22 protein-coding genes and 6 tRNA genes are annotated in these 25,219 nt (G+C 45.7%); 10 read left to right on the top strand and 18 right to left on the bottom strand.

All coding sequences use genetic code 11. The features are described 5' to 3' along the window. Positions 1-537: 537 nt before the first annotated feature. From ACPW7J_RS09885 to metA, 7 genes are all read right to left on the bottom strand, one after another. Positions 538-1,410 carry a phosphatidylserine decarboxylase gene (locus tag ACPW7J_RS09885; RefSeq protein ID WP_161874909.1) on the bottom strand — a complete coding sequence of 291 codons (873 nt, stop codon included), beginning with the start codon at positions 1,408-1,410 and terminating at the stop codon, positions 538-540. Between the two features lie 9 nt (positions 1,411-1,419). Then, a complete protein-coding gene (locus tag ACPW7J_RS09890; protein ID WP_161874908.1) occupies positions 1,420-2,070 on the bottom strand; it encodes a CDP-alcohol phosphatidyltransferase family protein in 651 nt (216 codons plus the stop codon). Beyond that, a complete protein-coding gene (locus ACPW7J_RS09895) occupies positions 2,067-3,092 on the bottom strand; it encodes a lysylphosphatidylglycerol synthase transmembrane domain-containing protein (RefSeq protein WP_425755152.1) in 1,026 nt (341 codons plus the stop codon). The genes ACPW7J_RS09890 and ACPW7J_RS09895 overlap by 4 nt, the downstream gene beginning before the upstream one ends. After that, on the bottom strand, positions 3,067-3,822 hold the full coding sequence (locus ACPW7J_RS09900; protein ID WP_161874907.1) for a phosphatase PAP2 family protein: 756 nt from the start codon (positions 3,820-3,822) through the stop codon (positions 3,067-3,069). The genes ACPW7J_RS09895 and ACPW7J_RS09900 overlap by 26 nt, the downstream gene beginning before the upstream one ends. 105 nt (positions 3,823-3,927) lie before the next feature. Next, positions 3,928-4,866 carry a DUF1848 domain-containing protein gene (locus tag ACPW7J_RS09905; protein WP_425755153.1) on the bottom strand — a complete coding sequence of 313 codons (939 nt, stop codon included), beginning with the start codon at positions 4,864-4,866 and terminating at the stop codon, positions 3,928-3,930. Then, positions 4,863-5,861, bottom strand: a complete 999-nt coding sequence (locus ACPW7J_RS09910) for a nucleoid-associated protein (protein ID WP_425755154.1) — start codon at positions 5,859-5,861, stop codon at positions 4,863-4,865. The genes ACPW7J_RS09905 and ACPW7J_RS09910 overlap by 4 nt, the downstream gene beginning before the upstream one ends. Before the next feature lie 11 nt (positions 5,862-5,872). Then, a complete protein-coding gene (gene metA, locus ACPW7J_RS09915; protein ID WP_161874904.1) occupies positions 5,873-8,134 on the bottom strand; it encodes a homoserine O-acetyltransferase MetA in 2,262 nt (753 codons plus the stop codon). Between the two features lie 151 nt (positions 8,135-8,285). Here metA and ACPW7J_RS09920 point away from each other — a divergent pair, with 151 nt between their 5' ends. Continuing rightward, complete coding sequence (locus tag ACPW7J_RS09920; RefSeq protein ID WP_161874903.1) at positions 8,286-8,600, top strand: MGMT family protein; 315 nt, start codon at positions 8,286-8,288, stop codon at positions 8,598-8,600. A gap of 66 nt (positions 8,601-8,666) precedes the next feature. Here the strand turns inward: ACPW7J_RS09920 and ACPW7J_RS09925 are convergent, their stop codons facing one another. Further along, entirely contained in the window at positions 8,667-10,076 is a 1,410-nt protein-coding gene (locus ACPW7J_RS09925; RefSeq protein WP_161874902.1) for an amidophosphoribosyltransferase, read from the bottom strand. 275 nt (positions 10,077-10,351) lie between these two features. On the opposite strand from ACPW7J_RS09925, the gene ACPW7J_RS09930 reads away from it, so the two are divergent. Together ACPW7J_RS09930 and ACPW7J_RS09935 are read left to right on the top strand one after the other, a co-directional pair. Then, on the top strand, positions 10,352-10,657 hold the full coding sequence (locus tag ACPW7J_RS09930) for a NifU family protein (RefSeq protein ID WP_425755155.1): 306 nt from the start codon (positions 10,352-10,354) through the stop codon (positions 10,655-10,657). Continuing rightward, on the top strand, positions 10,657-10,896 hold the full coding sequence (locus tag ACPW7J_RS09935; protein ID WP_425755156.1) for a hypothetical protein: 240 nt from the start codon (positions 10,657-10,659) through the stop codon (positions 10,894-10,896). Before ACPW7J_RS09930 ends, ACPW7J_RS09935 begins: the two co-directional genes overlap by 1 nt. A gap of 51 nt (positions 10,897-10,947) precedes the next feature. Here ACPW7J_RS09935 and dapF read toward each other — a convergent pair whose 3' ends face one another. From dapF to ACPW7J_RS09955, 4 genes are all read right to left on the bottom strand, one after another. Further along, positions 10,948-11,844 carry a diaminopimelate epimerase gene (dapF, locus tag ACPW7J_RS09940; RefSeq protein WP_425755157.1) on the bottom strand — a complete coding sequence of 299 codons (897 nt, stop codon included), beginning with the start codon at positions 11,842-11,844 and terminating at the stop codon, positions 10,948-10,950. A 298-nt stretch (positions 11,845-12,142) separates the two neighbouring features. Then, positions 12,143-12,218, bottom strand: a tRNA-Met gene (locus tag ACPW7J_RS09945). A 107-nt stretch (positions 12,219-12,325) separates the two neighbouring features. Next, a tRNA-Leu gene (locus tag ACPW7J_RS09950) sits at positions 12,326-12,414 on the bottom strand. 7 nt (positions 12,415-12,421) lie between these two features. Beyond that, positions 12,422-12,496: transfer RNA gene (locus ACPW7J_RS09955), tRNA-Asn, on the bottom strand. 271 nt (positions 12,497-12,767) lie between these two features. Between ACPW7J_RS09955 and ACPW7J_RS09960 the strand changes: the two genes are divergently transcribed. The 4 genes from ACPW7J_RS09960 (at position 12,768) to ACPW7J_RS09975 (ending at position 17,725) form a co-directional block, all read left to right on the top strand. Continuing rightward, positions 12,768-13,421, top strand: a complete 654-nt coding sequence (locus ACPW7J_RS09960) for a TetR/AcrR family transcriptional regulator (RefSeq protein WP_161874898.1) — start codon at positions 12,768-12,770, stop codon at positions 13,419-13,421. A 139-nt stretch (positions 13,422-13,560) separates the two neighbouring features. After that, a complete protein-coding gene (locus ACPW7J_RS09965) occupies positions 13,561-14,880 on the top strand; it encodes an MFS transporter (RefSeq protein ID WP_425755158.1) in 1,320 nt (439 codons plus the stop codon). A gap of 120 nt (positions 14,881-15,000) precedes the next feature. Continuing rightward, positions 15,001-16,524 (top strand): AbgT family transporter, encoded by a 1,524-nt coding sequence (locus ACPW7J_RS09970; protein ID WP_161874896.1) that lies wholly within the window; start codon positions 15,001-15,003, stop codon positions 16,522-16,524. A 10-nt stretch (positions 16,525-16,534) separates the two neighbouring features. Further along, positions 16,535-17,725: a M20 family metallopeptidase gene (locus ACPW7J_RS09975; protein WP_161874895.1), complete on the top strand. Its 1,191-nt coding sequence runs from the start codon at positions 16,535-16,537 to the stop codon at positions 17,723-17,725. Positions 17,726-17,781: 56 nt separating this feature from the next. On the opposite strand, the gene ACPW7J_RS09980 is transcribed toward ACPW7J_RS09975, so the two are convergent. Further along, complete coding sequence (locus ACPW7J_RS09980; RefSeq protein WP_161874894.1) at positions 17,782-18,429, bottom strand: phosphoribosyltransferase family protein; 648 nt, start codon at positions 18,427-18,429, stop codon at positions 17,782-17,784. A 234-nt stretch (positions 18,430-18,663) separates the two neighbouring features. Between ACPW7J_RS09980 and ACPW7J_RS09985 the strand changes: the two genes are divergently transcribed. The 3 genes from ACPW7J_RS09985 (at position 18,664) to ACPW7J_RS09995 (ending at position 18,953) form a co-directional block, all read left to right on the top strand. After that, positions 18,664-18,738 (top strand) — tRNA-Asn (locus tag ACPW7J_RS09985). Positions 18,739-18,765: 27 nt separating this feature from the next. Beyond that, a tRNA-Leu gene (locus ACPW7J_RS09990) sits at positions 18,766-18,854 on the top strand. A gap of 23 nt (positions 18,855-18,877) precedes the next feature. Then, positions 18,878-18,953, top strand: a tRNA-Met gene (locus tag ACPW7J_RS09995). A 678-nt stretch (positions 18,954-19,631) separates the two neighbouring features. Here ACPW7J_RS09995 and ACPW7J_RS10000 read toward each other — a convergent pair. The 5 genes from ACPW7J_RS10000 to ACPW7J_RS10020 are packed head-to-tail and all read right to left on the bottom strand — an operon-like array spanning position 19,632 to position 25,217. Beyond that, positions 19,632-20,639, bottom strand: coding sequence for a tetratricopeptide repeat protein (locus ACPW7J_RS10000; RefSeq protein WP_425755159.1), 1,008 nt, complete (start codon positions 20,637-20,639; stop codon positions 19,632-19,634). Next, a complete protein-coding gene (locus tag ACPW7J_RS10005; RefSeq protein WP_425755160.1) occupies positions 20,630-22,168 on the bottom strand; it encodes a DUF4080 domain-containing protein in 1,539 nt (512 codons plus the stop codon). Before ACPW7J_RS10005 ends, ACPW7J_RS10000 begins: the two co-directional genes overlap by 10 nt. Continuing rightward, the gene (locus ACPW7J_RS10010; protein ID WP_425755161.1) at positions 22,169-23,041 is read right to left on the bottom strand and encodes a radical SAM protein; all 873 of its coding nucleotides are present in this window, start codon (positions 23,039-23,041) and stop codon (positions 22,169-22,171) included. An 18-nt stretch (positions 23,042-23,059) separates the two neighbouring features. Beyond that, positions 23,060-24,784 (bottom strand): arginine--tRNA ligase, encoded by a 1,725-nt coding sequence (argS, locus tag ACPW7J_RS10015; RefSeq protein WP_161874890.1) that lies wholly within the window; start codon positions 24,782-24,784, stop codon positions 23,060-23,062. After that, positions 24,771-25,217, bottom strand: coding sequence for a DUF523 domain-containing protein (locus ACPW7J_RS10020; protein WP_161874889.1), 447 nt, complete (start codon positions 25,215-25,217; stop codon positions 24,771-24,773). The genes argS and ACPW7J_RS10020 overlap by 14 nt, the downstream gene beginning before the upstream one ends. Between the last annotated feature and the right edge of the window lie 2 nt (positions 25,218-25,219).

Genomic DNA, 25,219 nt, shown 5'->3' on the forward strand with positions numbered 1-25,219 from the left:
ACACATCGGCTCTGTCTTCGCTTTCAGCTCGTCAGTCGCCGTGTGTAGACATTATACCATGACGATTCCTCTGAACATAGAATCGCAAGTCATGGTTCAATGAACGCATCCCTGCGGCAACGCCGTTTCAATCGTTCGCGTTCATTATACCACAATAAGGGGGAAAATAAAAGTTGTAGTAAATTTTCAAAAAAATCTTGCTTTTTTTACTGTTCTGTAATATAATACAGACAAAGGAAGGATTAAAAAAGAGATAAAAATCTATAGAAAGGAAGCGAAAGGATATGTTGAACCGCTGTCAAGGACCAGGAGATATCTCAGCGGCAGAATTCTTTGCTTCGAAATCCGCATAGCAACGTCAGAGATCCAAGGAATAGACTTACGGTATGAGGGGAAAGACCCGCCGACAATGTACTGACAGGAATGCTTGAAAAGGATGGAGAAGCTTGTAGCAATTTTGCCGGTAATGTACACAATTCCATAGATCGTTATTACAGAATAAAGTTCGAGGCTGTCCGTTGAGACAGCCTCTGTTTTTTATCTATCCATAGCGATTCCTATTCGCTCTCCCTGCATCACCCGAGTTTCATAACCCTCCCGGCTGTTTACAAGGATATCCTCATCGATCATAACCTGATCCTTTTTCAAACACAAAATAACAGTAGATCCGCCAAAGGCAAAGTATCCCTTTTCCTCTCCCCGCAGAACAGCTGCCTTGCCATCTTCATGATTTACGATCTTTCCCACCATCAGAGCGCCTACCTCAATCATCAGCAGCACACCAAAATGAACACTCTTTAAAATGGAAATACACCGGCTGTTTTCTTTATAAACAGGATAACGCTGACAAGCTGCCGGATTTACTGTATGAAATACTCCGTCAATATAATGATTTTCACTCTTTTCTCCATCGTCTACATAGCAATAACGGTGATAATCATCTACAGTCAGACGAAACAAAAGCAGCTGACCTCCGGCATATTTCGCCGCCAGCTTCTTACTGCGTGTCAGGCTTTCCATAGTATATTCCGTCCCCTTCACCATAAACCGGGCGCTTTCATCGATAGAATGTACTGTCAGCTTACTGTCGCAGGGTGCAATAAAGGCTTCCGGGGTTTGGTCCACCGGCCTGCTTTCCACCTTAATCTTTCTAGTGAAAAAGTCGTTATAAGAAGAAAAGCTTTGCTTTTCGTAATCGTCCAGACAGATACCCTTTGATCGTACAAAAGGGCCTACAGCCACTTTAGACACGCCTCTGTCAAGAAGCCAGCCGCCGGCTTTTGAGACGCCGGGGCGAATCAGCATTCTGACGATCGTCCGGCCTGTTCGGCTTCCGTAAAGTCTTTCAAGAAAACGGTCTTGTCCATCATCGCTGCCCAAAATACGACCTTCTCGATCCTTATATTCCATAAAGCCTCCTTAGATGACCAACGGACGGTTGAATCTGTAATGAGAGTAAACAAAAGTCACAATAATCGCTATAGCCACGATCGCTACCAATAGGGCCAAAACCTTATTGCTCGGTTTTTTCATTTTGAAATCCGCGATGAACAATGTTCCGGTTCCAAACAGCATAACCAGCTGAATCAAATAAAACGCTTTGGGACCTACTGCAAAATTCAACAGAAATACCAACGGCAGGATCACTGCGATAGACGTAATCGGCAAGCCATGATAAACCTTTTCATGTTCCTCATCAGAAAAGAAGTTGTTCGTTTCTATTACGTTGAAAAATGCCAATCGGATTACACCGCAAATGCAATAGAAACCAATTGCTAGCATACCAAGGCTACCCTTAACGCCCATGCAATAGCAGATTACTGCCGGAAATGCGCCGAAAGCTACCACATCGCACAGCGAATCCAACTGGATACCAAAGAGTTTCTCATCGTCAGTACGATCCTTCTTTCTCCGCGCGACTTTACCATCAAACATATCAAAGAAACCGGAGAGAGCCAGACAAAACACCGCCATCCGAAAATGTCCGCCGATAGCAAAGGTCATTCCGGTTATCGCCGACAACAGGCTCATGTATGTAAGTATTACCGTATAATTATAAAATCCTATCATTCTTCTTTTCCTCTAAAAATAATAAAGTAGGCAGCGGCTGTAAAAACAGCGCTGATCAATAATTGCGTATAAAAACTGATCCCTCTGCTGACGATCATAGCCGGCATCGTTAACGCAGCTCCGCATACCGGCAAAAAGATCATCTGAAACAGATGCTCGCTGATACCCATGCCTCCCGGCAGCGGCAACATATCTACTGCCATGGAAATCATCGCCTGCAATATTACAATTTCAAGCATACTGATATGGCGAACCCCGAAGGATAACAGCACTAAATAAGTAATCGAAAACAGGAAGATACGCTGAAGGAACGTAATTGCCAGCACGTTAAAAATGACTCTTTTATTAGCTGCAAAATACATAGAAGCTTTCCCGTAGCTTTCCATCGACCTTTCCAGTTTTCTCTCTAAAACAGCAATCTTCCGCTCACTGACAAAGCGTTTCAGAAGCCGGAAGCACCCCATAACCAATCTCTTTGCCATCTGTGGGCAAAAAACTAACGCCAGCATAGCGCTGATACAAATCACGTTAAGAAAAATACCTAACCAAATCCACGCCATTGCCGGTCTGAGAAAATTCATAATCTGTGCAGGTCGGATAATCAGCACCAGCGCGCCAATTATGACCAATACCAGCTTATAAGTTATTGTAACGATAAGCAATACCAGCGTTGATAAATGGATGGGCAGTTTATCCTTTTTCATAAACAGGATCTGCACTGGTTGTCCTCCTGTAGCAGAAGGGGTCACCAGGCTGAAGAAAAACCCCACAAAAGAGTACAGAAAACAGTGATCCAGCCTGACGGTCTGCTTCAAAGACCGCATCATATACCAAATAATAACTGATTCACTGAGGATGAAGGCTATCACCAGCGCGACACCTGCCAGCCAATAGTCAGAACGCGCCTGCCGCACATAGCCAAAAACCTGCGTCAAATTCTGATCCTTGAAAACATAATGTAATGTTAAAACAAAGCAAATCAGCACAAATATACAGTTAAGCAATGTTTTCTTTTTCTTCATAATCGTCCGTTCTTCCAAATACCTTTTGATCAAGCCATTCATATAATCGCTTGAAAATTATATAACCGGAAACATGCCGGCTCAGTGCAAAGCAACCCAAAGCGATGGTTATACCTCCCAGAATATCCACCAGATAATGCTGCTTAGTAAACTGCGTTGAAGCGAAAATCAGTACTGCGAAAATCAGCGTAGACTGCCGATACCACAGCGGAATCCTATCACACTTTTTAATACCCAGATAACACATCAAACTAGCCAGGCAATGTATGGAAGGAAACAAATCCAACGGCTGATCTAAAGTATAGATCATACGCATAGCCCAGTCCCAGAATCCGTCCCCCACAATCTCCGGACGAATATTGGTAGTCGGGTATAGAATAAAGATTACACCGCAAACAGTCCTGCTCAGCATATCGGCAAACACAAAACGAAACCAGTCGTCTCTGTTGTTCTCTCTTGCCGCAAGCACATAACTGACGATCCAAAAGATATAGCTCAGTACGTAAATGGACACCCACGCAGGCTGAAACGGCACCATTCTATCCAGATCAGTGGTGAGATCATGGAGTTGAAGATTCAACCCATAAATCACTCTCTGGGTAACCCAATAAACCGCACAATTCCAAATGAAACACCCAATCAAAGAAAAGAACGCATATCGGGGAATCCATCTTTCCACGTGCGTTCTATACAAAATCCGCAGGCTTCTGTTTCCATTGTCTTCTCCCATAAGCTATACCCCCCCATAGGAATTTCACTATACATTATATCGTACAGCCTTTTGCAATGCAAGATTCTTAAGAAAAACTAAGAAATATTTAAGATTTACCCTCCTTTATCTCCACATACTGTCAAAAGATATCTGCAGGTCAATCCAACTCTCCTGCTTCGCAGCCTTCACAATATCTCCGTCCATGAAATCACCTACGAGAAACGGTGACAGTGGATCGTGCCGCCGCATATTGGCTTCTACAGTTTCTCTGTCGTAATTTGCATAGCAATACGAACAGCCATGACCACATGTATTATAAGCGCCGATATCGCTGCCCAAAATACAACTGCAGCTTTCGCGAGTTTGAGATGTCTTCGGAACGCGCAACGGCAATCCCACAGCCCGTTCTAGAATTTCTTTCGTCTGGCATCCGCTGCAGTCGGCGCCTAAATCTGCCAGCTCCTCTCCTTCAGCACAGGGTCGAACCACCATATCGTATCGCGCCGCAATCTCAATGAAAGCCTTCCCCAAAGCCAGTCTATCCTCCTTCGCAACTACCTTTCCCTCCGGAAAATTGCGTTTGGTCTTCTCATAAAGATCCAAAAAACTGATTACGCAATGATCCGTATATCCAGCCAACTGGGCCGCCAGATGTTCAAAAGCCTTCACGTGAAACTCCTGATCATATTTTTCAGTTAAAAAAACAGGGTCATACCGCCAGGAAACACAACGGCTTCCCAATCGTTCAGATAATTGACAAAAAGCATCCATCACCCTTCCCGCTTCCGGCACATACGGCTCAATATCCTTTCCGTACGGTGTAATCGTCACCGCCCAATATTGATGATATTCTGCCAGCCTGGCAAGGCCTGAAAGCATAGGCTCTGGATTCTTTGTACAAAACGCAATACAGTCCACTAAAGATGGATTCAGCAGGTAACGGGTTACCTGCTGGGGATGATAAGGATTTCGTACAAGTACGTTGCCTTCCTCTATTCTATTGTAAAACCATCGGCTGTAAAAAGCCGGTATATCCGTTCTGTTTCCGGTATTTATAATCATCGATTTACAATCTTTCCTATATTTTTCAGCTGAATCGAAATTGTCCCATCCGCATGATTGATGAACTCCACATATCTGCTATTCTCCAAATACTCTGTAGGAATTTTAATTTCAATGCCCGTATCAGTTTTAATTTTATGACTGCGAATGCTTTTAACCACCTTCGGATTTTCCACAGTAATCTTCGGTGGCATATCCGCTTCCATAGCCTTCTGCCGAAAGGTGCTTTTCATCTGGTCATTCTCCCGAAACACCTCTTCACAGATATCTGACGGTGTAAATGGTACGTTTTGCTCCGCGCTTTCAATAATGCAGCTCTTTGCTCTGGCTGCTGCAATCGCCGGATTAGCCCCATATTCCTCCGCAACCTGCCCTGCGATCTTTCTGATCGTTCTCACAGTGTCTCTGTCAGATTGTCCATACACGCATTGCAGAACCTTATCCGGCAATACTTGTATTTCTTCGCCGCAGATAGCTCGTTTTCTGTCGCACAGAAAGATGCGGAAGCTTTCCAGATCAATCAGCGCATAACTGGAAATCTTCTGACTGGTATTAGGCAGCAGCGTAAAATAGCGAATAATTTTATTCGCCACTCCGTCCTGACCGTTCTCTACCTGATGGGTATAAGCAATCTTGTTTGGCAACAGCAAAAGTCCCACATATTCCCGGCTTTCTTCAGTAAACTGGCAGACCAAAAAGTCCATGGATTCCGGCTCGTCAGCCTGTGAAACCTGATCATAGAGTAAATTTCCTACCGCTGTAGAAAACTCCGTAAAGTCAATACCCTCCTGAATATACCTCTGCAAAGTCTGCCTAAAAATGCTGTATTCCTGAAACTCGCCTTCCTTCTTCCCGCCATCCTCCAGGATACGAGACAGATGTTTCTCAATAAACTCCGCGGTTCCATAGTCAGAGAGCTCCAGCTCCTTCTGCGAAAAGACGCAGATGTCAGAATTAAAGTCCATAATGTGCAGGATAGCTTTTCTGATAATCATTCGTCCCTCCTCTACAGTTTGGTAAACTCGGTATAAATTGCCTGTACAGCTGAAATATAATCAGATTCATCCACACCGAGCAGCATGTTGATCTTTTCTGATCCGTGATCGATCAGGCGAATATTAATCTTTCTGCTGGCCAACGCGCTGAGCACCTTTACCGCGACGCCGGGACCGGTAAACAGTTCCCGTCCTACTACAGCAATCATCGCGATATCCTTTGTCAGAGTCACTGTAGCTGTACCGCTGTGTTCCTTAATCCTTTCGATCAAAACATCTTCGCATTCATCAATTTCTGCCTGTCGCACCACAATTGTCAGAGAGTCGATACCCGACAAAAGATTTTTAATAGAGATCCCTCTCGTTGAAAACAGTTCCAAAATCTCCGCCCTCAGCTCTGGCTGTTCACTGAATCCCGGCTTTTCCACCACAATCGTAGTAAAGCCCTTTTTCCCTGAAATACCGGAAATAGACAATCTGCTCTGATAGTAATCCGCATTCTTTACGATCATCGTTCCGCTATCCTCCGGACGGTTAGTATTTCTGATGTTAATAGGAATTTCAAGCTTAACTACCGGGAACACAGCGGCCTCATGCATAACGGCAGCGCCCATATAAGACAGCTCCCGCAGCTCCTTATATGTAATGACCGGCACAGCCAAAGGATTGTCCACGATGCGAGGATCAGCTATAAGAAAACCGGAAACATCCGTCCAGTTTTCATAAATATCCGCGCCTACGGCCGCCGCGACAATAGCGCCGGTAATATCGGAACCGCCTCTGGAAAAGGCTTTAATTGAGCCATCAGGCAGACTGCCGTAAAAACCGGGAATTACTGCACGTCCGGCCTTTGTCAGAAGGCCTCCCAACACTTCTTTGGTCTTGACTTCGTCATAATTTCCTTTCTCGTCCATCCAGATAGCGCCCTGCGCATCGATAAAGTCAAAGCCTGTCAGTTCTGCCATAATACGGCCGTTAAGATACTCGCCGCGGCTGACAATATAATCGTACTGATCAGGATCGCCGATAGCCTCCGCGATTCTGGCAAACTCTGCATCCACATCCAAAGTAACGCCAAGACCGCGAACCATGACCTTATACCGTGACTGTATCTTTAACAGAATTTCCTCTGCCTCAGTTCTCGGCTTCTCCGCGCACTGAATCAACAGATCTGTTACTTTCTGGTCCTCTTTCGAACGTTTGCCGGGCGCGCTGACTACGACAAAATGCCGCGATGAGTCCTCTTTAACAATAGCGGCTGCCTTGCGGAACTGCTCAGCATCGGCAAGAGATGTGCCGCCAAATTTAGCCACCTTGCAATCCGCTTTTTCTCTAAAGATGTCTGCTACAGATTCGTCGTCTATCTGATTGATATCATACTGTGTAGTCTGATATACGAAATAATTAAGCCAATTTGAGTACAACAGGTTAGCGCAAGAGCGCCACTTAACCACCGGTTCTTTGGTATCATCATCGTTCGGGAAATAATTGCATGGAATCTCCGGATGAATACCTGCGTTCTTATCACGCACGTATTCTTTCAGCAGCGTATCCGCATCGTATTCAGAATGACCCATGACAAATATCTGCCGGTCATTTTCCGATTTTACAGCAAAAACACCTGCCTCATCAGAGCTGGAAATCACCTTCAATTCCGGCACTGCTTCAATATCCTCACGATTGACAGTGGTATTTCTTGAATGCGGCACGTAAAATTCATCATCAAAGCCGCGGAACAGCATGCCTTTTTTGTAGTCCAGCCGATGCTTAAATACGCCGGACAGCTTCTTTGGCAAAGTATGCTTCTGAATGCCATAATGATAATATAACCCGGCCTGCGCACCCCAACAAATATGAAACGTACTGTGAACGTGACGTTTGGACCACTCCATAATTTCACACAGCTCGTCCCAGTAATCCACTTCCTCAAATTCCATCAGTTCTACCGGCGCTCCGGTAATAATCATACCATCGTAAAATTTATCTTTAACCTGATCAAAGGTTTTGTAGAACGCAATCATATGTTCTTCTGATGTATTGGACGCTTTATGGGTGCCGGTCTGCAGCAGCTCCAGCTCCACCTGCAGCGGTGTATTTCCCAGAAGTCTGGTCAGCTGCGTTTCCGTATCGATCTTGGTCGGCATCAAATTCAGGATTAGAATCTGCAACGGTCTGATGTCCTGCGTCATAGCTCTGGTATCCGTCATCACGAATACGTTTTCCTGCGTTAAGGTCTCGATAGCCGGTAAATTATTAGGCACTTTAATTGGCATATGTAAAATTCCTCCTGTTTCGGTTGAATATCTCTACAATTTATTGTACTTGTTATATTATGCGCTAAAATCTATGCGGTTGCAAGGAAATTTTCCTTCACAGAGCCAGATGTTACTATTATAATGAGAGTAATACAGGAGGATACTACAAATGGAAAGATACGATTCGGACGAGTTTGCCGCCCGCGTTTATGATATCGTCAAACAGATACCCTTTGGTAAAGTGGCTTCTTACGGACAAATTGCTCTGCTGGCAGGATATCCCCGCCGCGCTCGTCTAGTTGGACGCGTCATGAGGGACTGTCCTGATGGTCTGCCCTGGCATCGGGTCATTCGCTCTGACGGCGCTGTCGCGGAAGGTGTATCGCGAAATCTATGCAAACAGTTGTTGTTAGCTGAAGGCGTCTTTTTTCTTCCAAACGGCAAAGTGGACATGGGGCAATTCCGATGGGAGCGGCAATGGTAGAGTTTTGGACAACAGAAAAGTCTGATGCGGACCATAAGCCGGCCCGACCAGACTTTTCTCCTTTTCTTATTCCTTGCCGTTCCAGCAATAAGTACACAATTTGTTATGCGGCAGGCCTGTCGCATCCAACATATCGTCTAAGCGATTAAACCGCAAGGTGGTAAATCCCATTTCTTTACGAATCTCATCTACCATCTTTTCATATTTTTCGCTTTCCGGATCGGCGTATTCCTGCAGTAATTTCTCATCAGCAGCGTTGCCGTTTTCCAAACGAGCAATGACTCTGCGAGTGATCAAATCCATCTCCGATGTAGAACGGGAAAAGTTCAGATACTTACAGCTATACAGAAGCGGCGGACAGGCTGGGCGAACATGAACAGCCTTTGCCCCGCATTGATACAGAAACTCTACCGTTTCTCTCAGCTGCGTACCTCTAACTATGGAATCGTCGATCAAAATCATAGTCTTATCTTCGATGAGATCATTAACCGCCAGCAATTTCATCTTAGCGATCAGATCACGTTTGCTCTGGATCGTCGGCATGAAGGATCGCGGCCAAGTCGGCGTATATTTTATAAACGGTCTGGAGTATGGAATGCCGGACTCGTTAGCATACCCTACAGCATGCGCGATACCCGAATCAGGTACACCAGCTACAATATCTGCTTCTACATCATCCCTCTGCGCCATCTTAGTACCGCAGATATTCCGCATCTTTTCTACTGATAAGCCTTCGTAAGCGCTGGCAGGATAACCATAATATACCCACAGGAAAGTACAGATCTTCATTTCCTCATTAGGGTTCATCAAGGTTACGCAATTCTTATCATTGATAACTACGATCTCTCCCGGTCCCAGTTCCTTATAATCACTGTAGCCCAAATTCTTATACGCGAAATTTTCAAAGGATACGCAGAACGCGTCTTCTTTCTTTCCCACAACAATCGGCGTCCTTCCGTACTTATCGCGCGCAGCATAGATTCCAGCCTGATTCATAACAAGAACGGACAATGAACCCTCTACAGATTCCAATGCGTAATGGATTCCCTCTATCATATTTTCTTTTTGGTTAATCAAAGCGGCGACCAGCTCTGTAGCGTTAACTTCCCCGCCGCTCATCTCCAGAAAATGAGCATGTCCCGTATCAAAAAGTCCTTGCACCAGTGAATCACTGTTATTGATTTTTCCGACAGTTGTCAAGGCATAAGTACCGTGATGCGAACGGATAATCAAAGGCTGCGGCTCATAGTCAGAAATACAGCCGATACCCATCGTTCCATGCATATCGTTGACTTCTCTGTCAAACTTCGTTCTAAAAGGTGCATTCTCTATATTGTGAATCGATCTATTGAATTTTCCATTGCCGTATACGGCCATACCGCCTCGACGAGTTCCCAAATGAGAATGATAGTCAATACCAAAAAATAAATCAAAGACACAGTCTTGCTGTGCCGCTACGCCAAAAAAACCGCCCATTTTCTTCTCCTTATTCATTTATTGTTCGTGTTTTTGCTAATATTTTTAGCTTAAAAGCCAAAAACGTTCAGCACATGTATGTATTCTATCACAAATCTTCGACACTTTCCATAGGAAATTACTTTAAATCACAGAAAACACAAAAAAGTTTTCTTTTTCTTTCTTCCGCGCGCCATCTTCTTTTTCTTATCAGCAAAATGTTCGTCTTTTCTCTTGCACAGTCCTCACCTTTGCAATATAATGATACTATTCATTATCATCCACAGGAGGACAACATGAAACAGAACAAACAAAAAGAAATAGAAATAAAATTGAATGAAATCATAGAAAAGGACATCAATCCACAGCTCAGCTCCCATATGGGCGGCGCGCTGCTCAGCGCTTTCGAGGATGGTATCGCGTACATCCAGTTTACCGGCAGCTGCCGGGGCTGCTACGCCGCTGACGACACCCTGAAAAATATCGTAAAGCCTGCTTTAATGAATAAAATCCCACAGTTAAAAGACGTAGTAATCGATGATTCCGTCAGTGAGGATCTTTTGGATTTTGCCCGTTCCCTGCTCCGCGGAGGTGACAAATAATGCATATCGGCGTTAAATTCTGCGGCGGCTGCAATCCGCGCTATGACCGCCGCGCCTATTACGAATCCATGATCAAAAGACATCCGTCTCACGCTTTCTCCATTGCAGAGGAAGGCGGCTTTTATGACTGTCTTCTCGTCATCGGCGGATGTTCCAGCTGCTGCGCCTCTCATGACGAGTATCGCTATAATAAACTGATCAAAGTGTGGGATGCTTCTGATCAGCCCGAATTTGCGTAAGATATCGTACAGAGAGTTTCATTTTATTGAAGCTCTCTGTTATTTTCCCCCCTATATATCAAGATCTTCGTCAGTAACGATACCCTCCGCCACAATATCGGTCGGCCCTGTCAAGTATATCTCCTTTTTATCATTTACACATTGGATATCAATACGAAGCTCTCCTCCCGGAACAATGACACGCACATCTTTCCCGTCACTTTCATCTGATTCCATTAAAGTGGCGACAACAGAGCCGGTTCCCGTTCCGCAGGCCAGAGTAAAGTCTTCCACGCCACGCTCATAGGTCAACTCCACCAGCCGGTTATCCCCAGCCTTATCATAGAAGTTCACATTGGCGCCTTTCGTAAATGTGGAATCATATCTTAGCTTTTGTCCTAATTCATAGAGCCTTCCAAGAAGCGGGTCGTCATGCATGCGGCCAGAAAGTATCTTATCCTCGATATCCTCGCCTTCATCAAAAAGCGCGCAGAGCCCCTCATATCTCAGCACAGCGTGAGGAATCCCCGGATCGCCCAGCTCAACGTAGGAATATGTATAGGTACGACCAGAAACAGTAATCTCTTGCTTCAGCGCAATCTTACTGATCTCATTGAGCCTAACCGTATACATCCTGGCGCTCTGCCGTTTTCCGATGACCATACCTGCTGTAGTCTCTATCCTCTGCCTATCTCCTGCCAGACCCTTTTCAAAGCCATATCTGGCAATACACCGAGCGCCATTGCCGCACATTTCGCCTACGCTGCCGTCCGCGTTAAAAAAGCGCATTCTGTAATCACCGCCCTGCTCTGGAAAATCTACCGCCATAAGCCCGTCAGCGCCAACAGAAAACCTTCTTCTGCAAAGGCTTTTCGCCAAATAACTCAATTGTTCCGACGATAAACCTTCCTCCATATTGTTAATAATGATAAAATCATTACCTGCTCCGTGCATTTTTGTAAAATTCATGTTTGTTCCTCTTAATCTTTCTACGCGTGTTTTCCACTTACCAGTGACCACATGCAAACATTACAAAATGAAAAAACTGCCCATCGGACAGTTTTCTATCTTTGGTTGCGGGGACAGTCCGTTGTGCGATTTTGCAAAGCAAAATCGCCGCCCTTCACAGGCTCAAGCAGCCTGTTCGGGCCGTGACCTACTCGACAGTCCGCAGGACTGTCTCGTTTCACGGTCGCGCCTCTCGGTTCAAGTCCTGCCGCCGCAAAATCATCATAAAAAACTGCTCAAAAGAGCAGTTTTATCTTCATGGTTGCGGGGACAGGACTTGAACCTGCGACCTCCGGGTTATGAGCCCGACGAGCTACCAACTGCTCTACCCCGCGACATCAGATTGCCCTTTCGGCAATCATTATATAAATATCACACCACACATTCATATATATGACGCAATATTATTTTTATGTCTGACTTTCTATCCCACCAATATGATTGGTGCCGGAGACCGGGGTCGAACCGGTACGATCGGTAAGGATCGCAGGATTTTAAGTCCTGTGCGTCTGCCAATTCCGCCACTCCGGCATAAAATTGGCTCCGAGGGTGGGGCTCGAACCCACAGCCTACCGGTTAACAGCCGGTTGCTCCACCATTGAGCTACCTCGGAATACCTGCTTACTGTCAATCAGTATTATTAACAGCAACAGAAAATATTATACACTTCTTCCATATAAAAGTCAATGCTTTTTTTCGAAACTTTTATTTGAGCTGATGTCAAGTTCACGGTAACATATAAAAACAACAAATATCCTTTTCATGATTTCAACGTTATTATCGCACCCTCATTTCAGTCCCGATCTATTTACCGTTGACAGAAAAAGGATGTCATGCTACAATAAACATACCGTTAGTATGTTATAGTCAGGAGGAAACAAACCATGGCAAGAAGTAAACATCCGGAAGAAACAGTCAATCTGATACTAGACGTATCCTTCCGTCTTTTTCTGGAGAAAGGCTACCAATACACCTCTATTCAAGATATCATCGACAATTTAGGCGGTCTGAGCAAGGGTGCTATCTACCATCACTTCAAATCAAAAGAAGATATTCTGATAGCCGTCACGGATCGGCTAACAGCAGATTCCAACAGATTGCTGTCTCAAATCAGAGATTTGGATGGCGTCTCAGGCAAAGAAAAATTAAGAATGGCCTTCAAAAGTTCCTTAAATCGTCCTGTACAAGACAAACTGTTTACCATCGCGCCTAACATGAATAACAATCCGCAATTATTCTTTTCCATGTTAGAAGACACAATTAAATTTGCTGCTCCAGAATATATCCGGCCGATTATTCAGCAGGGTATCGACGACGGTTCTATCACCACAGAGTATCCCGAACAGCTGGCTGAATTGATTCTGCTTCTAGCGAATGTCTGGCTCAATCCAATGACTTCCGGCAGCTCTGTCGATGAAATTCGCGGTAAAGTCATGCTGTTCCGGCAGATGATGAAAGGCTTCGGTCTGGATATTATCGATGATGAAATTGTCGACAGATTGCTTACTCTAACAGATATTTATCAAGAGCACAGATAAATAAACGTGGTCGCTCGTTCTATACTGTCGGATTCTGCTGTACATCATAATCTATCTCTGCTGAGGCAGATTCTTTCTCACCGTTATACATACCGTCATGCGGTATCTATAATTAATCATCAAAGGAGGTATTCACCTAATGAAACAACAAAAATTTTCTAGAGATTTCTTTCTGGTAGTTATTGGTCAGATTATTTCTCTTTTTGGCAACGCTGCTATTCGATTTGCTTTACCGCTGTACCTTCTGAACCAAACCGGTTCCTCCGCATTATACGGCACTGTTACAGCCTGCGCTTTTATTCCCGCTATTTGTCTTTCGCCAATTGGCGGCATCATTGCAGATCGCGTCAATAAACGAAATATCATGGTCATTCTTGATTTTTCTACTGCCGCGGTCATCACACTCTTTTTTCTGCTCACAAATTCTATAAACCTGATTCTACTACTGACTGTTACATTGATGCTGTTGTACGGGATTTACGGAGCTTACCAACCCGCTGTCCAGGCCAGCGTTCCGGCTCTCGTTCAACCTGAATACATCCTTCAGGCCAACTCTATTATCAATATGATTTCTTCCCTTGCCGCGCTTATAGGACCTGTTCTGGGAGGCATTCTGTACAGCGCCTACGGCCTAACTCCCGTCCTGTTTTTATGTATTGTCTGTTTTATATTATCGGCAGTGATGGAGCTTTTCATTAAAATTCCCTTTGTCCGCCAACCAGCCGGCAATTCCATACCGCATATCATCAAAGACGATTTTTCTGTAAGCCTCCATTTTATATGGAAGGATAAATCTGTGATCGGCAAAGGACTTCTGGCCGTCTGCGGCATCAATCTGTTTCTTTCTTCCATGATCATTGTCGGCCTCCCATATATGGTTACGGAAGTTTTAGATTTCACTCCTGCCGCAGCCAATAAGCTCTATGGCTTCGCAGAAGGCGCTCTTGCAGCCGGAGGTTTAGCCGGAGGACTCTGTGCAGGTATCTTCGCTCGTAAGCTTACCATTGAGAAATCAGGAAGCTTTATTGTAATTTGTGCCATCTGTGTTTTCCCCATGGGTATCGCGCCGGCCCTTCTGTCCTCTCCAATAGCAAACTATGTAGTCCTTACTGTCTGCTGCTTCCTGATTATGATTTTTTCCACCCTTTTTTCAGTGCAGGTTATGGCCTTTGTGCAAACAGAAACTCCACAGCGTCTGATCGGAAAGGTCATTTCCGTCACTCTCACCGTAACACTTTGCGCCCAACCTCTGGGCAATGCCCTCTACGGTCTTCTGTTCCAAGTTTGCGATGGCTTCGAGTATGCAGTTATCCTACTAGCCGGTATCGCTTCACTCCTGATTTCTTTTAAATCAAAGGGGATCTTTCGCGGCTTTGTCAATCATGCCGGCGAACACGACGTCCAAAACAGAACAAAAGAAGACAAAATCCATAAAAATTCCCTAAAAATCGAAAAATAGAGATTGATTCTTTCAAAACAGCGGATATATAATATAACGGCAGCGCATTTAACATCTATCCACGATTTTAAATGGATTGTATTTTTATGTGCAATATTATTAATGAAGAAGGAGTTATCAATGAAACAAAAAGAAAGCCGGATATGGAACGGTATTGAGAAGTTTGGAAATAAGCTTCCACATCCCGTTTACATATTCATGATTTTAACCGTCGTAGTTTTCATCGTATCAGCTCTGTGCGGAAATATTGTGTTCCCACATCCGACTAGCGGTGAAGAACAGCATATCTCAAATTTGATGAGTAAAGAGGGTCTCACTTGGTTCTTGCAGTCCATGGTTGAAAACTTCGTAACATTCAGTCCACTGGGCATCACTTTAGTTTCCATGTTGGGCATCGGTATCGCTGAAGAAAGCGGACTTGTAACAGCAGTTATTAAATCCAGCATTTCTGGCGCGCCAAGGGCTCTTGTTACTGCAATTGTTTTATTCGTAGGCATCATGGGTAGCTTAGCAGGTTCCGCTACATTCGTAATTATCCCGCCTCTTGGCGCAATGATCTTCAGGGGCATGGGACGTCATCCGATCGCCGGGCTGGCAACCGGTTTTGCCGGTGTTGCCGCCGGTCTTTCCGCCAACCTTTTGATCACCCAGACAGATATTCTTCTCTCTGGTATTACAGAATCTGCAGCGCAGATCTATGATCCTTCTTACGCTGTAAATCCAACTGTAAACTGGTACTTCATGGCAGCGTCCACTATTGTGCTGACCATCGTCGGAACAATCGTTGTCGACAAAATCATCGAACCGAGATTAGGGGAATATCACGCGGAAGATGGTGAAGCAGATAACATCGAGACAGCAGAAAGCGAAACTCTCGCGGCTGTAACAGGAGAAGAAAAATCCGGACTGAAGTGGGCCGGTATCGCAACACTGATCTACGTCATTATCATCGCAATCACCATTATTCCAAAGAATGGGCTTCTCCGCGGCGAGGACGGCGGTGTTATTGTATCCCCATTCATGAGCGGTATGGTTCCAATTCTGACACTGCTGTTCTTAGTTGCCGGTTTAGCTTATGGTATTCGTACCAAGGTAATCAAGAAATCTGCAGATTTAGTTAACATGTGGGGAAAATCCATGGCTGGTTTAGCAGGCTTTGTGGTTCTCTGCTTCTTTGCGGGACAATTCGTCAAAGCATTCTCTCAATCCAACCTAGGACTTTATTTATCTGTCAAAGGCTCTGACTTCCTGAGCAGCAGTCACCTGACAGGCGTGCCTCTCATCGTTGCATTCATCGGTATCACCATGCTGATCAACTTTGTCATAGGCAGCGCTTCGGCTAAATGGGCTCTGATGGCGCCAATCTTCGTTCCGATGTTCATGGGCCTTGGCTTCACACCGGAATTTACACAAGCGGCGTTCCGTATTGCCGACTCTGTCACCAACTCCATTTCCCCATTAGAACCATTCATGCCTTTCATCATTATGACTGCGCTGAAATATGACAAAAAATCCGGTCTTGGCTCTATTATCGCTACAATGCTCCCATTAGCCATCACCTTTGCCGTTACATGGGTTCTTCTTCTTCTGATTTGGTACAAGCTGCAGCTGCCGTTAGGTCCAGGAAGCTTTATCATGATGTAAGGAGGAAAGCATGTTAGCTGATAAATATATCCAATCTCTTTCAAAAGAACTGGACGCAAGATTTGAAGCTCTTACCGCTATGAGCCGCAAAATCTGGGAGAATCCTGAACTGGGTTATCAGGAATATTTAGCTTCCGGACTGCTGTCTGATATGCTGGAGGAAAACGGTTTCGACCTGCAGCGCGGCATCAGCGGTATGGATACGGCGTTCCTTGCAGTAAAAAAATCCGGCAAGCCAGGTCCTGTCATAGCTTTTGTTGCAGAGTACGACGCTTTGCCAAAGATCGGTCACGGCTGCGGCCATAACCTTTTCTGCTGTTCCGCGGTCGGCGCAGGCATCGCTTTAAGTCATATTCAGGAAACCCTTGGCGGTGAAGTCCGCGTCATCGGTTCCCCTGCTGAAGAAGGTACAGTAGAAAACTACGGTGCTAAAGTTATCCTGGTAGAAAAGGGATACTTTGACGACGTAGACTGCGTGCTGACTGCCCATGGAGAAGGAGAAACTGTCATAGAACGTCATCTGGTAGCGGCAATTACCATAAAAGTTCACTTCAAAGGTTTTGCTGTCCATTGCGGAGGCGATCCAACGCAGGGTAAAAACGCGCTCACTGCCGGCATGCTTTGCATCAACAACATGAACGCTATCCGTCAGCAGCATCTGCCCTGTGATGTAGTCAACTCTATCATTACTGACGGAGGACTGCTCTCTAACACCATTCCGGACAGCTGCAGTCTGGAGTTCAGCATCCGCTCAGATACAGCCAAAAACCTGGCAAGAGTCAGACGCGACCTGGAAAATTCCGCAAAAGCCGCAGCTCTGGTTACCGGGTGCGACTACAAAATGGAAGTTGTTAAAAACCCAATGAAGGATACGAAATCCAATCACCAGATGGGTCTGGTGATGGCCGAATATCTGGATTCCATCGGAGAATCTTATAAGCAGGAGGATTCTCGAAATTTTGCCTGGGACGTAGGCGACATCTGCTATGCTTGCCCAACCCTTGGTTCTTATTTCAAAATGGGGCCAGAGGATATTATCTGCCATACAGACGGCTTCTGTCAGGCTGCAAATTCTGACTTAGGCTACAGGGGCATGCTGCTCGCCGCCAAAGGCATGGGAGCTGTTGCCTGTGAGTACATGGTTGATCCGGAGCTTCGCGCGCGAATCGCTGAAGAATTCAAAGAAAAAATATCCGAATAGTTGTAACATAAAAAACCTCCCGAAGATCCTTGCTCAATTCGGGAGGTTTTCATCTCTTATCTAAATGTGGAGACAGAAATCTCTGTTTCCATTTCTTTTGCTTTTGCCGCTTTTTTCATTTCACTTTCAATCGGAGTAAAGGTTCCGTCTTCATTCGGTGTAAATACAAAATGTTCCTTCAGGAAAATAATATCGTCCCTGTATACGGAATCCAACTCGGCAAGAACAGCAGCACGGCAGGCAATCTCAGCGCCGGCTTCCTTTGCCAATGTTTCCAAGGCGTTGAGGGATTCGCCTGTAGCGATAACATCATCAATGATAGCAACTCTCTTACCGCGAATTTTCTCTACATCACAGCCATCCATGTAGAGCGTCTGCTTTTTTTGCGTAGTAATGGAATAAACGTTAGCTTCCAACACATTCTGCATATATGGTTTGTTGCTTTTTCTAGCTACAACAAAATCCTTGTGTCCGAGAATTCTACTGATTTCATAAGTCAGAATAATCCCCTTTGCTTCTGCTGTCAAAAGTACGTCAAACTCCGGAAGTCTCTTTGCAAGCTCTGGCGCTACAGCCTGTACCAGTTCTGTATCAGAGACGATGCAGAAGCTGGCAAGCGCCATATCATCCTTTATCTTTACAAAAGGAAGCTGTCTTTTTACGCCGCAAATTTCAAAATCAAAATAAGGGGGGTTGTATTTCATTTTCGTTCCTTTCTTACATTGAATTTCCTACAATATTATACAATATTTGCCGCTCTGGGGCAACATCACATTACGCAAAGGGGAATAGTCAGAAAACTTGCTTAAATACTGCTACGTCTTTGCCGAAACAATGATAAAGGATCGTTGGATTTTGAGCAATATTTTAAAATTGTATCTTGACAATCATCACAATCTATACTATAATTATTTTTGTCGTCAGTGAGATGGCAATGTTCCGAGGTAGCTCAATGGTGGAGCAACCGGCTGTTAACCGGTAGGCTGTGGGTTCGAGCCCCACCCTCGGAGCCAATTTTTTTATGTAGCCTAATGTGGTACGCCGGAATGGCGGAATTGGCAGACGCACAGGACTTAAAATCCTGCGATCCTTACCGATCGTACCGGTTCGACCCCGGTTTCCGGCACCATTTATAGATTACATATTTGATATCGCGGGGTAGAGCAGTTGGTAGCTCGTCGGGCTCATAACCCGGAGGTCGCAGGTTCAAGTCCTGTCCCCGCAACCATGAAGATAAAACTGCTCTTTTGAGCAGTTTTTTGTGATAATTTCGCAGGGACAGGTCTTGAACCGAGAGGCGTGACCGTGAAACGAGACAGTCCTGCGGACTGTCGAGTAGGTCACGGTCCGAACAGGCTGCTTGAGCCTGTGAAGGGCGGCGATTTTGCTTTGCAAAATCGCGCAACGGACTGTCCCCGCAACCATGAAGATAAAACTGCTCTTTTGAGCAGTTTTTTATGATGATTTCGCGGCGACAGGACTTGAACCGAGAGGCGTGACCGTGAAACGAGACAGTCCTGCGGACTGTCGAGTAGGTCACGGCCCGAACAGACTGCTTGAGCCTGTGAAGGGCGGCGATTTTGCTTTGCAAAATCGCGCAACGGACTGTCCCCGCAACCATGAAGATAAAACTGCTCTTTTGAGCAGTTTTTTATGATGATTTCGCGGCGACAGGACTTGAACCGAGAGGCGTGACCGTGAAACGAGACAGTCCTGCGGACTGTCGAGTAGGTCACGGTCCGAACAGGCTGCTTGAGCCTGTGAAGGGCGGCGATTTTGCTTTGCAAAATCGCGCAACGGACTGTCCCCGCAACCAAATCGAAATAAAAAAGCTGCTCTCATGAGCAGTTTTTTTGTGATGATTTCGCGGCGACAGGACTTGAACCGAGAGGCGTGACCAAAGACCTTACGACATTCCCTCGGCTTTCTCCGCGCGATCCAATTCAGCATTCTGTTTTACCACCTGAATTTTTTTCCGATATTTATCCGCCATTTCCATATTTCCCTCAGCTTCATATAAAGCCGCCAATTCATCCATAGCCTCAACATTACTTGGCGACAGCTTGAGTACCTGCAAAAATCGCTCTTTTGCCATATCTCTTTCCCCCGTCGCTTGATAAGCGACGCCAAGATAATACCACAGCGGCCACCAGGTATTGAAGCGAGTATCATCCTCGTAGCCAGCCAATACAGAAATTCCCTCATCAAATCTGCCGGCCAGCACATGATTGTAGCCCTCCTCAATCCTTACCGGCTCCTCCAGCTTCGCAAGCCATCCGCTGACCTCATCCTTCTGCTCCTGGTTTTCCGACAGTTTCATAAACGTCTCCCACGTCAGCTTCGCCTTCATATATAATCCCAGGTTCAGATATCCATAGCCCAGGAAATAAAATCCCATGTCAAAATCCGGTTTTTTCAGCGTCAGCTTCTCAAAAGCCTCTAAGGATTCAGCCTTATAACGGCCTATATACTCCTCGCCTTCCCCATTCTCGTAAGAATCCTTACATGCACGTCCATAGCAATACAACGCGTCCACATTATCCGGGTCAATCAAAAGAGCCGCACGGAAACAAATGCAGGCATGATCAAAATCATTTTTCGCGGCGGCTTCCACCCCGTCGCCAATCAACGGTCTGGCAAAATCCTTTGTAAAGGTCCTCAAAATATAGGCCACATAATTATCCCTGTACTTAAAATTCAGATCGCAACCCACAATAAACGCCATGTTCTGCGCAATCACAAGGGTAGACAGATTTGACAGCGCCGTCTTGCGAATAGGCACCGGTACACCGGACAGGATGTCCGCAATGCCCGCCTTTTCCAGATAATTATCCGACAATTCATCGAACAAAAAGTCATCTACATGAGAAATCAGATATTCTCCGATACGATCCTGTATTCTTTTCATTTCCATTGCAAATTCCATCCTTTTTTATAAAATTTCTTCACCGCGTCAAAGTTCATGGTTTTTTCCAGATCCTCCATCAAAAGGCGTCCGGCGCGCTCTTTTATCACGTCAGAGGATACGGTATGCTCCACAAACAGTAATAAAATTCGATATAGGTCTTCCTTTTTGTGAGAACGATGCTGAAATCCTTGTCCATAGAAAAAAACGGCCAGCTTTTCATAAAACCCAAACGCGCTGCCATCAAAGCATTCTGCGATCATCATTTGTACAGTCTGCGAAAATCCGCCTTTATTGTGATATAATTCCAGCACAGCTTCAATCTCAGCAAGCCTATCCATATCAAGGGCTGACATCCATCGGCTGGCCAAAATCTGATACGGCGCGTAGCTTCGTTGAAGATAACCGTATTCCTCCGCTTGCTCTCGTATTTTTGTGCCTTTGAGCAGCTTCAAAAATCCCAGCTGCAAATTATCAGCTCCAAGCTCGTAAACCGTATCAAAGGATAAGGCAAAGGATTCGTAATCCTCATAAGGCAGTCCCGCAATCAGATCCACATGAATATGGCTGTTTCCCATAGCTACTAAACTTCGTATATTCTTCAGCGCTCGCGCCATATCCTCGACGCGATCTATGGCGGCTAACGCCGCGGCATTACAGCTCTGAATGCCAATCTCAAATTGGAACAGCCCCTTTCTTGCACCGGCGATCACTTTCTGGCAGCTGTCATCTAAAAGCGCCGCGCAGATTTCAAAGTGAAAATTTGTCGTTCCATTGTCATGATCGATCAAATACTGCCAAATCGACTTAGCCCGCTGTTTATCAAAATTAAAGGTTCTGTCAATAAATTTTACTTGGCGAATACCGGCATCCAAAAACCATGAAAGTTCCGAGAGCGTTCGTTCTAGCGGCAACGGCCTGATGGTTTTTTCCAAAGAAGACAAGCAATAACTGCACCGATACGGACATCCTCTGGAGGCTTCATAGTAAACTACCTTATCTTCCGCCGGAGGCAAATTTTCATAGGGAAATGGCAAAGCTGCCATTTCAATCACCTCTCCCATCTCATTATCGCGGATACAATCGCCGTCTCGCCAGATAAGAGACGGTAGCCCTGACAGACACCCTTTGACTGATAACCCCGACTGCAGATCTGCACATAGTTTTTCAAACGCGGTCTCTCCCTCTCCTCGGAGAATACCGTCAGCCCACGGATTTTGCTGTAAAAACGCGTCCGCCTCATAACTGACCTCCGGACCTCCCAGCAAAATGATAAGGGATGGTTGTGTTTTTTTCAGATCGGCAGCCAGGTCGCAGATCTGCCGGATATTCCAAATATAGCAGGAAAAGCAGACGATGTCGAATTGTCCCCGCAAAATTTCTCCGTAAACATATCCGGCCTCATTGTTAATAGTAAATTCCTTTACATACAGCTGATCCGCAGACAGACCGGCTCTGCGGCCACTTTCGTATAAGTACCGCAGAGCCAGATTACTGTGTATATATTTCGCGTTTAACGTTGTCAAAAGAAGTCTCATCTATAGCATCCTGAATCTTTCATCTTTTAATAGCCCTGTATCCTCCATGGCTCGTTGCAGCTGTTCCATCATTCTCGGTTTATCTGCCGGCAGATTCCCTCGCAGAGAAACATAGTTTGACGCGTGATTGCTGCGGAACACGCAAGGCTTGGTCGGATTGGCATGCTTCAATAGCAAATAGGTTTCCGCTACTACCTCCTCTGCTGACAGAAGATGGATCTCACCTCGGTCTATCTGACCTGTAATCGGCGCGCGGAAGTCCAGCATCAGTGTCAGAAGTCCAACGTAGGATGCATTCATCTCACTGATCATTTTGCCCGTTTCAATGGCGTGATCCTCCCAGCCTTCTTTTCCCGCCAAACCCGAAATAAAGGTGACGGAAGCCGGTATTCCCGCATCCTCAATCCTGTGTACCGATTCGATCATCTGCTCTCGCGTTACTCCTTTGCACACAGCGTCCAGCACCTTCTGGCTTCCTGACTCAGCGCCCAAATAGATCATACCGATCCCGGCGTCTCTGAGACGTTTTAGCTCCTCCGGCGTCTTTCTCAGCACATCCTTCGCCGAGCCGTAGACACTGACTCGTTTGCACTCCGGAAACAGCTCCCGGATTCTATCCAGAATTACCAAAAGCTTGTCTGTCGCCAGGCACAAAGCGTCTCCATCGCACAGAAAAATCCGCTCTACCTTACGATAGGTTTTTCTGGCTATTTCCAGATCTTCCATAACCTCCTTTACGTCTCTGACCCGAAATCGTTTGTCCTTAAACATGCTGCAAAAGGTGCATTTATTGTGTGAGCATCCGATGGTCACTTGGATTAACAGACTGTATGCCTCGCTTGGCGGTCTGTAGATATCGCCTTCATACCTCATAAATCAAATATCCTTTCCTTACATACGTTCCGGCGCTTTCATGCCAAGCAGAGCCAAACCGTTCTTAATCGCCTCCTTGGCAGCCATAACCAAAGCCACCTTGGCAGTCTTTTCAGCTTCATTATCGGTAAGGATATGCTCGTCATGATAGAAGCGGTTAAAGCCCTGCGCCATATCCACGATATGTCTGGTTACAATAGAAGGCTCATATTTTTCTCCCGCGTCCTTAACGATTGCAGGGAATTTATACAGTAACTTCGCAAGCTCGTAAGCGCTATCACTGCACAGATAACTGCAATCCAGCCCATCAGCCTCGGCGGCCTTGCTGACAATCTCCTCACCGGCCTTACGCAATACGGAAGCGCATCTTGCATGGGTATACTGCACATACGGACCGGTTTCACCATCAAAATTGAGGACCTTATCCCATTTGAAGACATAATCCTTGATTCTGTTATTCGACAGCTCCTGGAAAATAACAGCGCCGATTCCTACTGTTTTGGCAGTCTCATCGATGGCCTCCTCTGATGCTCCCGGATTCTTTTCCGCGATGATTTCTCTGGTCTTTTCTACTGCCTTATTCAATACGTCTTCCAGGAAAACAACGCGTCCATGTCTGGTAGACATAGTGCCTTCTTCCAGGCTGACCAAGCCAAACGGCACATGAATACAGTCCTTTTCCCACTGATAACCCATCAGCTGCAGTACCTTTTTCCACTGCGCAAAGTGCAAATTCTGCTGAGAAGCGACTACGTAGATATTCTTATAGAAATCATAGGTTTCTTTTCTGTAATTAGCCGCCGCGATATCTCTGGTGATATACAGCGTTGAGCCATCAGATTTGGTAATCAGCGCAACACCGAGACCATATTCTTCTAGATCTACAATCTGCGCGCCCTGAGATTCCTGCATCAGTCCCTTTTCCTTCAGCTCATTGACGAAACGCGGCATTTTGTCAGAATAAAAGCTTTCGCCTGCATAGGAGTCAAAGGTAATTCCCAGCATATCGTAAACTCTGTTGAATTCTTTCAGAGATTCATCGCGGAACCACTGCCACAGCTCAGTTTCTTCCTTTTCACCGTGCTCCAGTCTTGTAAAAATTTCTCTTGCTTCATCGTCAAGTTCAGGATGAGTTTCCACCTCTACATGGAACTTGGTATAGTAGCTGAGAAGCGTCTTAATCGGCTCTTTGACGACGTCTTCCTTGTTGCCCCAGTGTCTGTAAGCACAGATCATCTTTCCGAACTGCGTGCCGTAGTCCCCCAGGTGATTGATTCTGACAACGTCATAACCTAAAGCGTCATAAATCTTGTAGATGGAATTTCCGATTACCGTACTTCTGATGTGACCGATATGGAACGGCTTCGCGATATTCGGGGAAGAATATTCCACAATGACCTTCTTTCCATCGCCCACATTGGACTTCCCGAAATCCTCTTTCTGTTCCAAAACCTCACGAAGCACGTCGCCCACAAATTCTTCCTTGGAAATAAACATATTTACATACGCATTAACCTGCTCGACCTTTTCAAACAAAGGATTTCCGCTCAGACCCTCTGCTATGCCCTTTGCAATGAGAGGCGGCGCTTTACGCAAGGTCTTTGCTAATTTAAAGCATGGAAACGCATAATCCCCCATCTTCGTATCCTGGGGCACTTCTACCATAGCCTCAATTTCGGAGAGCTCCAGCCCTTCCACCTGCTGCGCGATCAATTTCGCGATTTCTTCCTTAAAATTTACCATCTTTTATCTCCTTCTCTGAAATAACTTTGATACCTCTGTCACGGAGCTTCGCTGCAAAACAGCCCCAACCGTCTGTCAGTGTTCCGCTGAAAGTCCCGTCATAGATCCTCCCGCTTCCACAGGACGGACTGTTGGCTTTTAATATTGCTCCTTCAATTTCTTCACCTCGCCGCTGTGCCTCCTGCAATGCGGCCAGTAGGGAAATCGTAGAGCCCTTAGCAAAAGCCTCGGTTACGTCTTTCCCCTCTTTATCCATAATTCTGTCTCCAATTCGCTCTGCGGGCGGTCTTGGTACCGGTAATCCGCTGGCTGCCTCCGGGCAGACGCCGCAGCAGGAATGCTCCGCGCGAAAATCCGCCGCCTCCTGACAGAAATTATTGCCTCCATTATATTTACAGTTTGCGCCTAATAAGCAGCTGCTGATCAAATACATAG

Origin of the sequence: Ihubacter sp. rT4E-8 (assembly GCF_049852125.1) — a bacterium.
In the GTDB taxonomy this organism is placed as follows: Bacteria; Bacillota; Clostridia; order Peptostreptococcales; family Anaerovoracaceae; genus Senimuribacter.

Bases quoted from the DNA above. Each gene is read 5' to 3' on its own strand.
- ACPW7J_RS09920 (WP_161874903.1), top strand. From the start codon at position 8,286: ATGGAAAGATACGATTCGGACGAGTTTGCCGCCCGCGTTTATGATATC.
- dapF (WP_425755157.1), bottom strand. From the start codon at position 11,844: ATGAATTTTACAAAAATGCACGGAGCAGGTAATGATTTTATCATTATT.
- ACPW7J_RS09960 (WP_161874898.1), top strand. From the start codon at position 12,768: ATGGCAAGAAGTAAACATCCGGAAGAAACAGTCAATCTGATACTAGAC.
- ACPW7J_RS09905 (WP_425755153.1), bottom strand. From the start codon at position 4,866: ATGATTATAAATACCGGAAACAGAACGGATATACCGGCTTTTTACAGC.
- ACPW7J_RS10005 (WP_425755160.1), bottom strand. From the start codon at position 22,168: ATGAGACTTCTTTTGACAACGTTAAACGCGAAATATATACACAGTAAT.
- ACPW7J_RS10010 (WP_425755161.1), bottom strand. From the start codon at position 23,041: ATGAGGTATGAAGGCGATATCTACAGACCGCCAAGCGAGGCATACAGT.
- ACPW7J_RS10000 (WP_425755159.1), bottom strand. From the start codon at position 20,639: ATGGAAATGAAAAGAATACAGGATCGTATCGGAGAATATCTGATTTCT.
- ACPW7J_RS09895 (WP_425755152.1), bottom strand. From the start codon at position 3,092: ATGAAGAAAAAGAAAACATTGCTTAACTGTATATTTGTGCTGATTTGC.
- argS (WP_161874890.1), bottom strand. From the start codon at position 24,784: ATGGTAAATTTTAAGGAAGAAATCGCGAAATTGATCGCGCAGCAGGTG.
- ACPW7J_RS09890 (WP_161874908.1), bottom strand. From the start codon at position 2,070: ATGATAGGATTTTATAATTATACGGTAATACTTACATACATGAGCCTG.
- ACPW7J_RS09935 (WP_425755156.1), top strand. From the start codon at position 10,657: ATGCATATCGGCGTTAAATTCTGCGGCGGCTGCAATCCGCGCTATGAC.
- ACPW7J_RS09980 (WP_161874894.1), bottom strand. From the start codon at position 18,429: ATGAAATACAACCCCCCTTATTTTGATTTTGAAATTTGCGGCGTAAAA.
- ACPW7J_RS09910 (WP_425755154.1), bottom strand. From the start codon at position 5,861: ATGATTATCAGAAAAGCTATCCTGCACATTATGGACTTTAATTCTGAC.
- ACPW7J_RS09900 (WP_161874907.1), bottom strand. From the start codon at position 3,822: ATGGGAGAAGACAATGGAAACAGAAGCCTGCGGATTTTGTATAGAACG.
- metA (WP_161874904.1), bottom strand. From the start codon at position 8,134: ATGCCAATTAAAGTGCCTAATAATTTACCGGCTATCGAGACCTTAACG.
- ACPW7J_RS09970 (WP_161874896.1), top strand. From the start codon at position 15,001: ATGAAACAAAAAGAAAGCCGGATATGGAACGGTATTGAGAAGTTTGGA.
- ACPW7J_RS09975 (WP_161874895.1), top strand. From the start codon at position 16,535: ATGTTAGCTGATAAATATATCCAATCTCTTTCAAAAGAACTGGACGCA.
- ACPW7J_RS09885 (WP_161874909.1), bottom strand. From the start codon at position 1,410: ATGGAATATAAGGATCGAGAAGGTCGTATTTTGGGCAGCGATGATGGA.
- ACPW7J_RS09925 (WP_161874902.1), bottom strand. From the start codon at position 10,076: ATGGGCGGTTTTTTTGGCGTAGCGGCACAGCAAGACTGTGTCTTTGAT.
- ACPW7J_RS09965 (WP_425755158.1), top strand. From the start codon at position 13,561: ATGAAACAACAAAAATTTTCTAGAGATTTCTTTCTGGTAGTTATTGGT.
- ACPW7J_RS10020 (WP_161874889.1), bottom strand. From the start codon at position 25,217: ATGTATTTGATCAGCAGCTGCTTATTAGGCGCAAACTGTAAATATAAT.
- ACPW7J_RS09930 (WP_425755155.1), top strand. From the start codon at position 10,352: ATGAAACAGAACAAACAAAAAGAAATAGAAATAAAATTGAATGAAATC.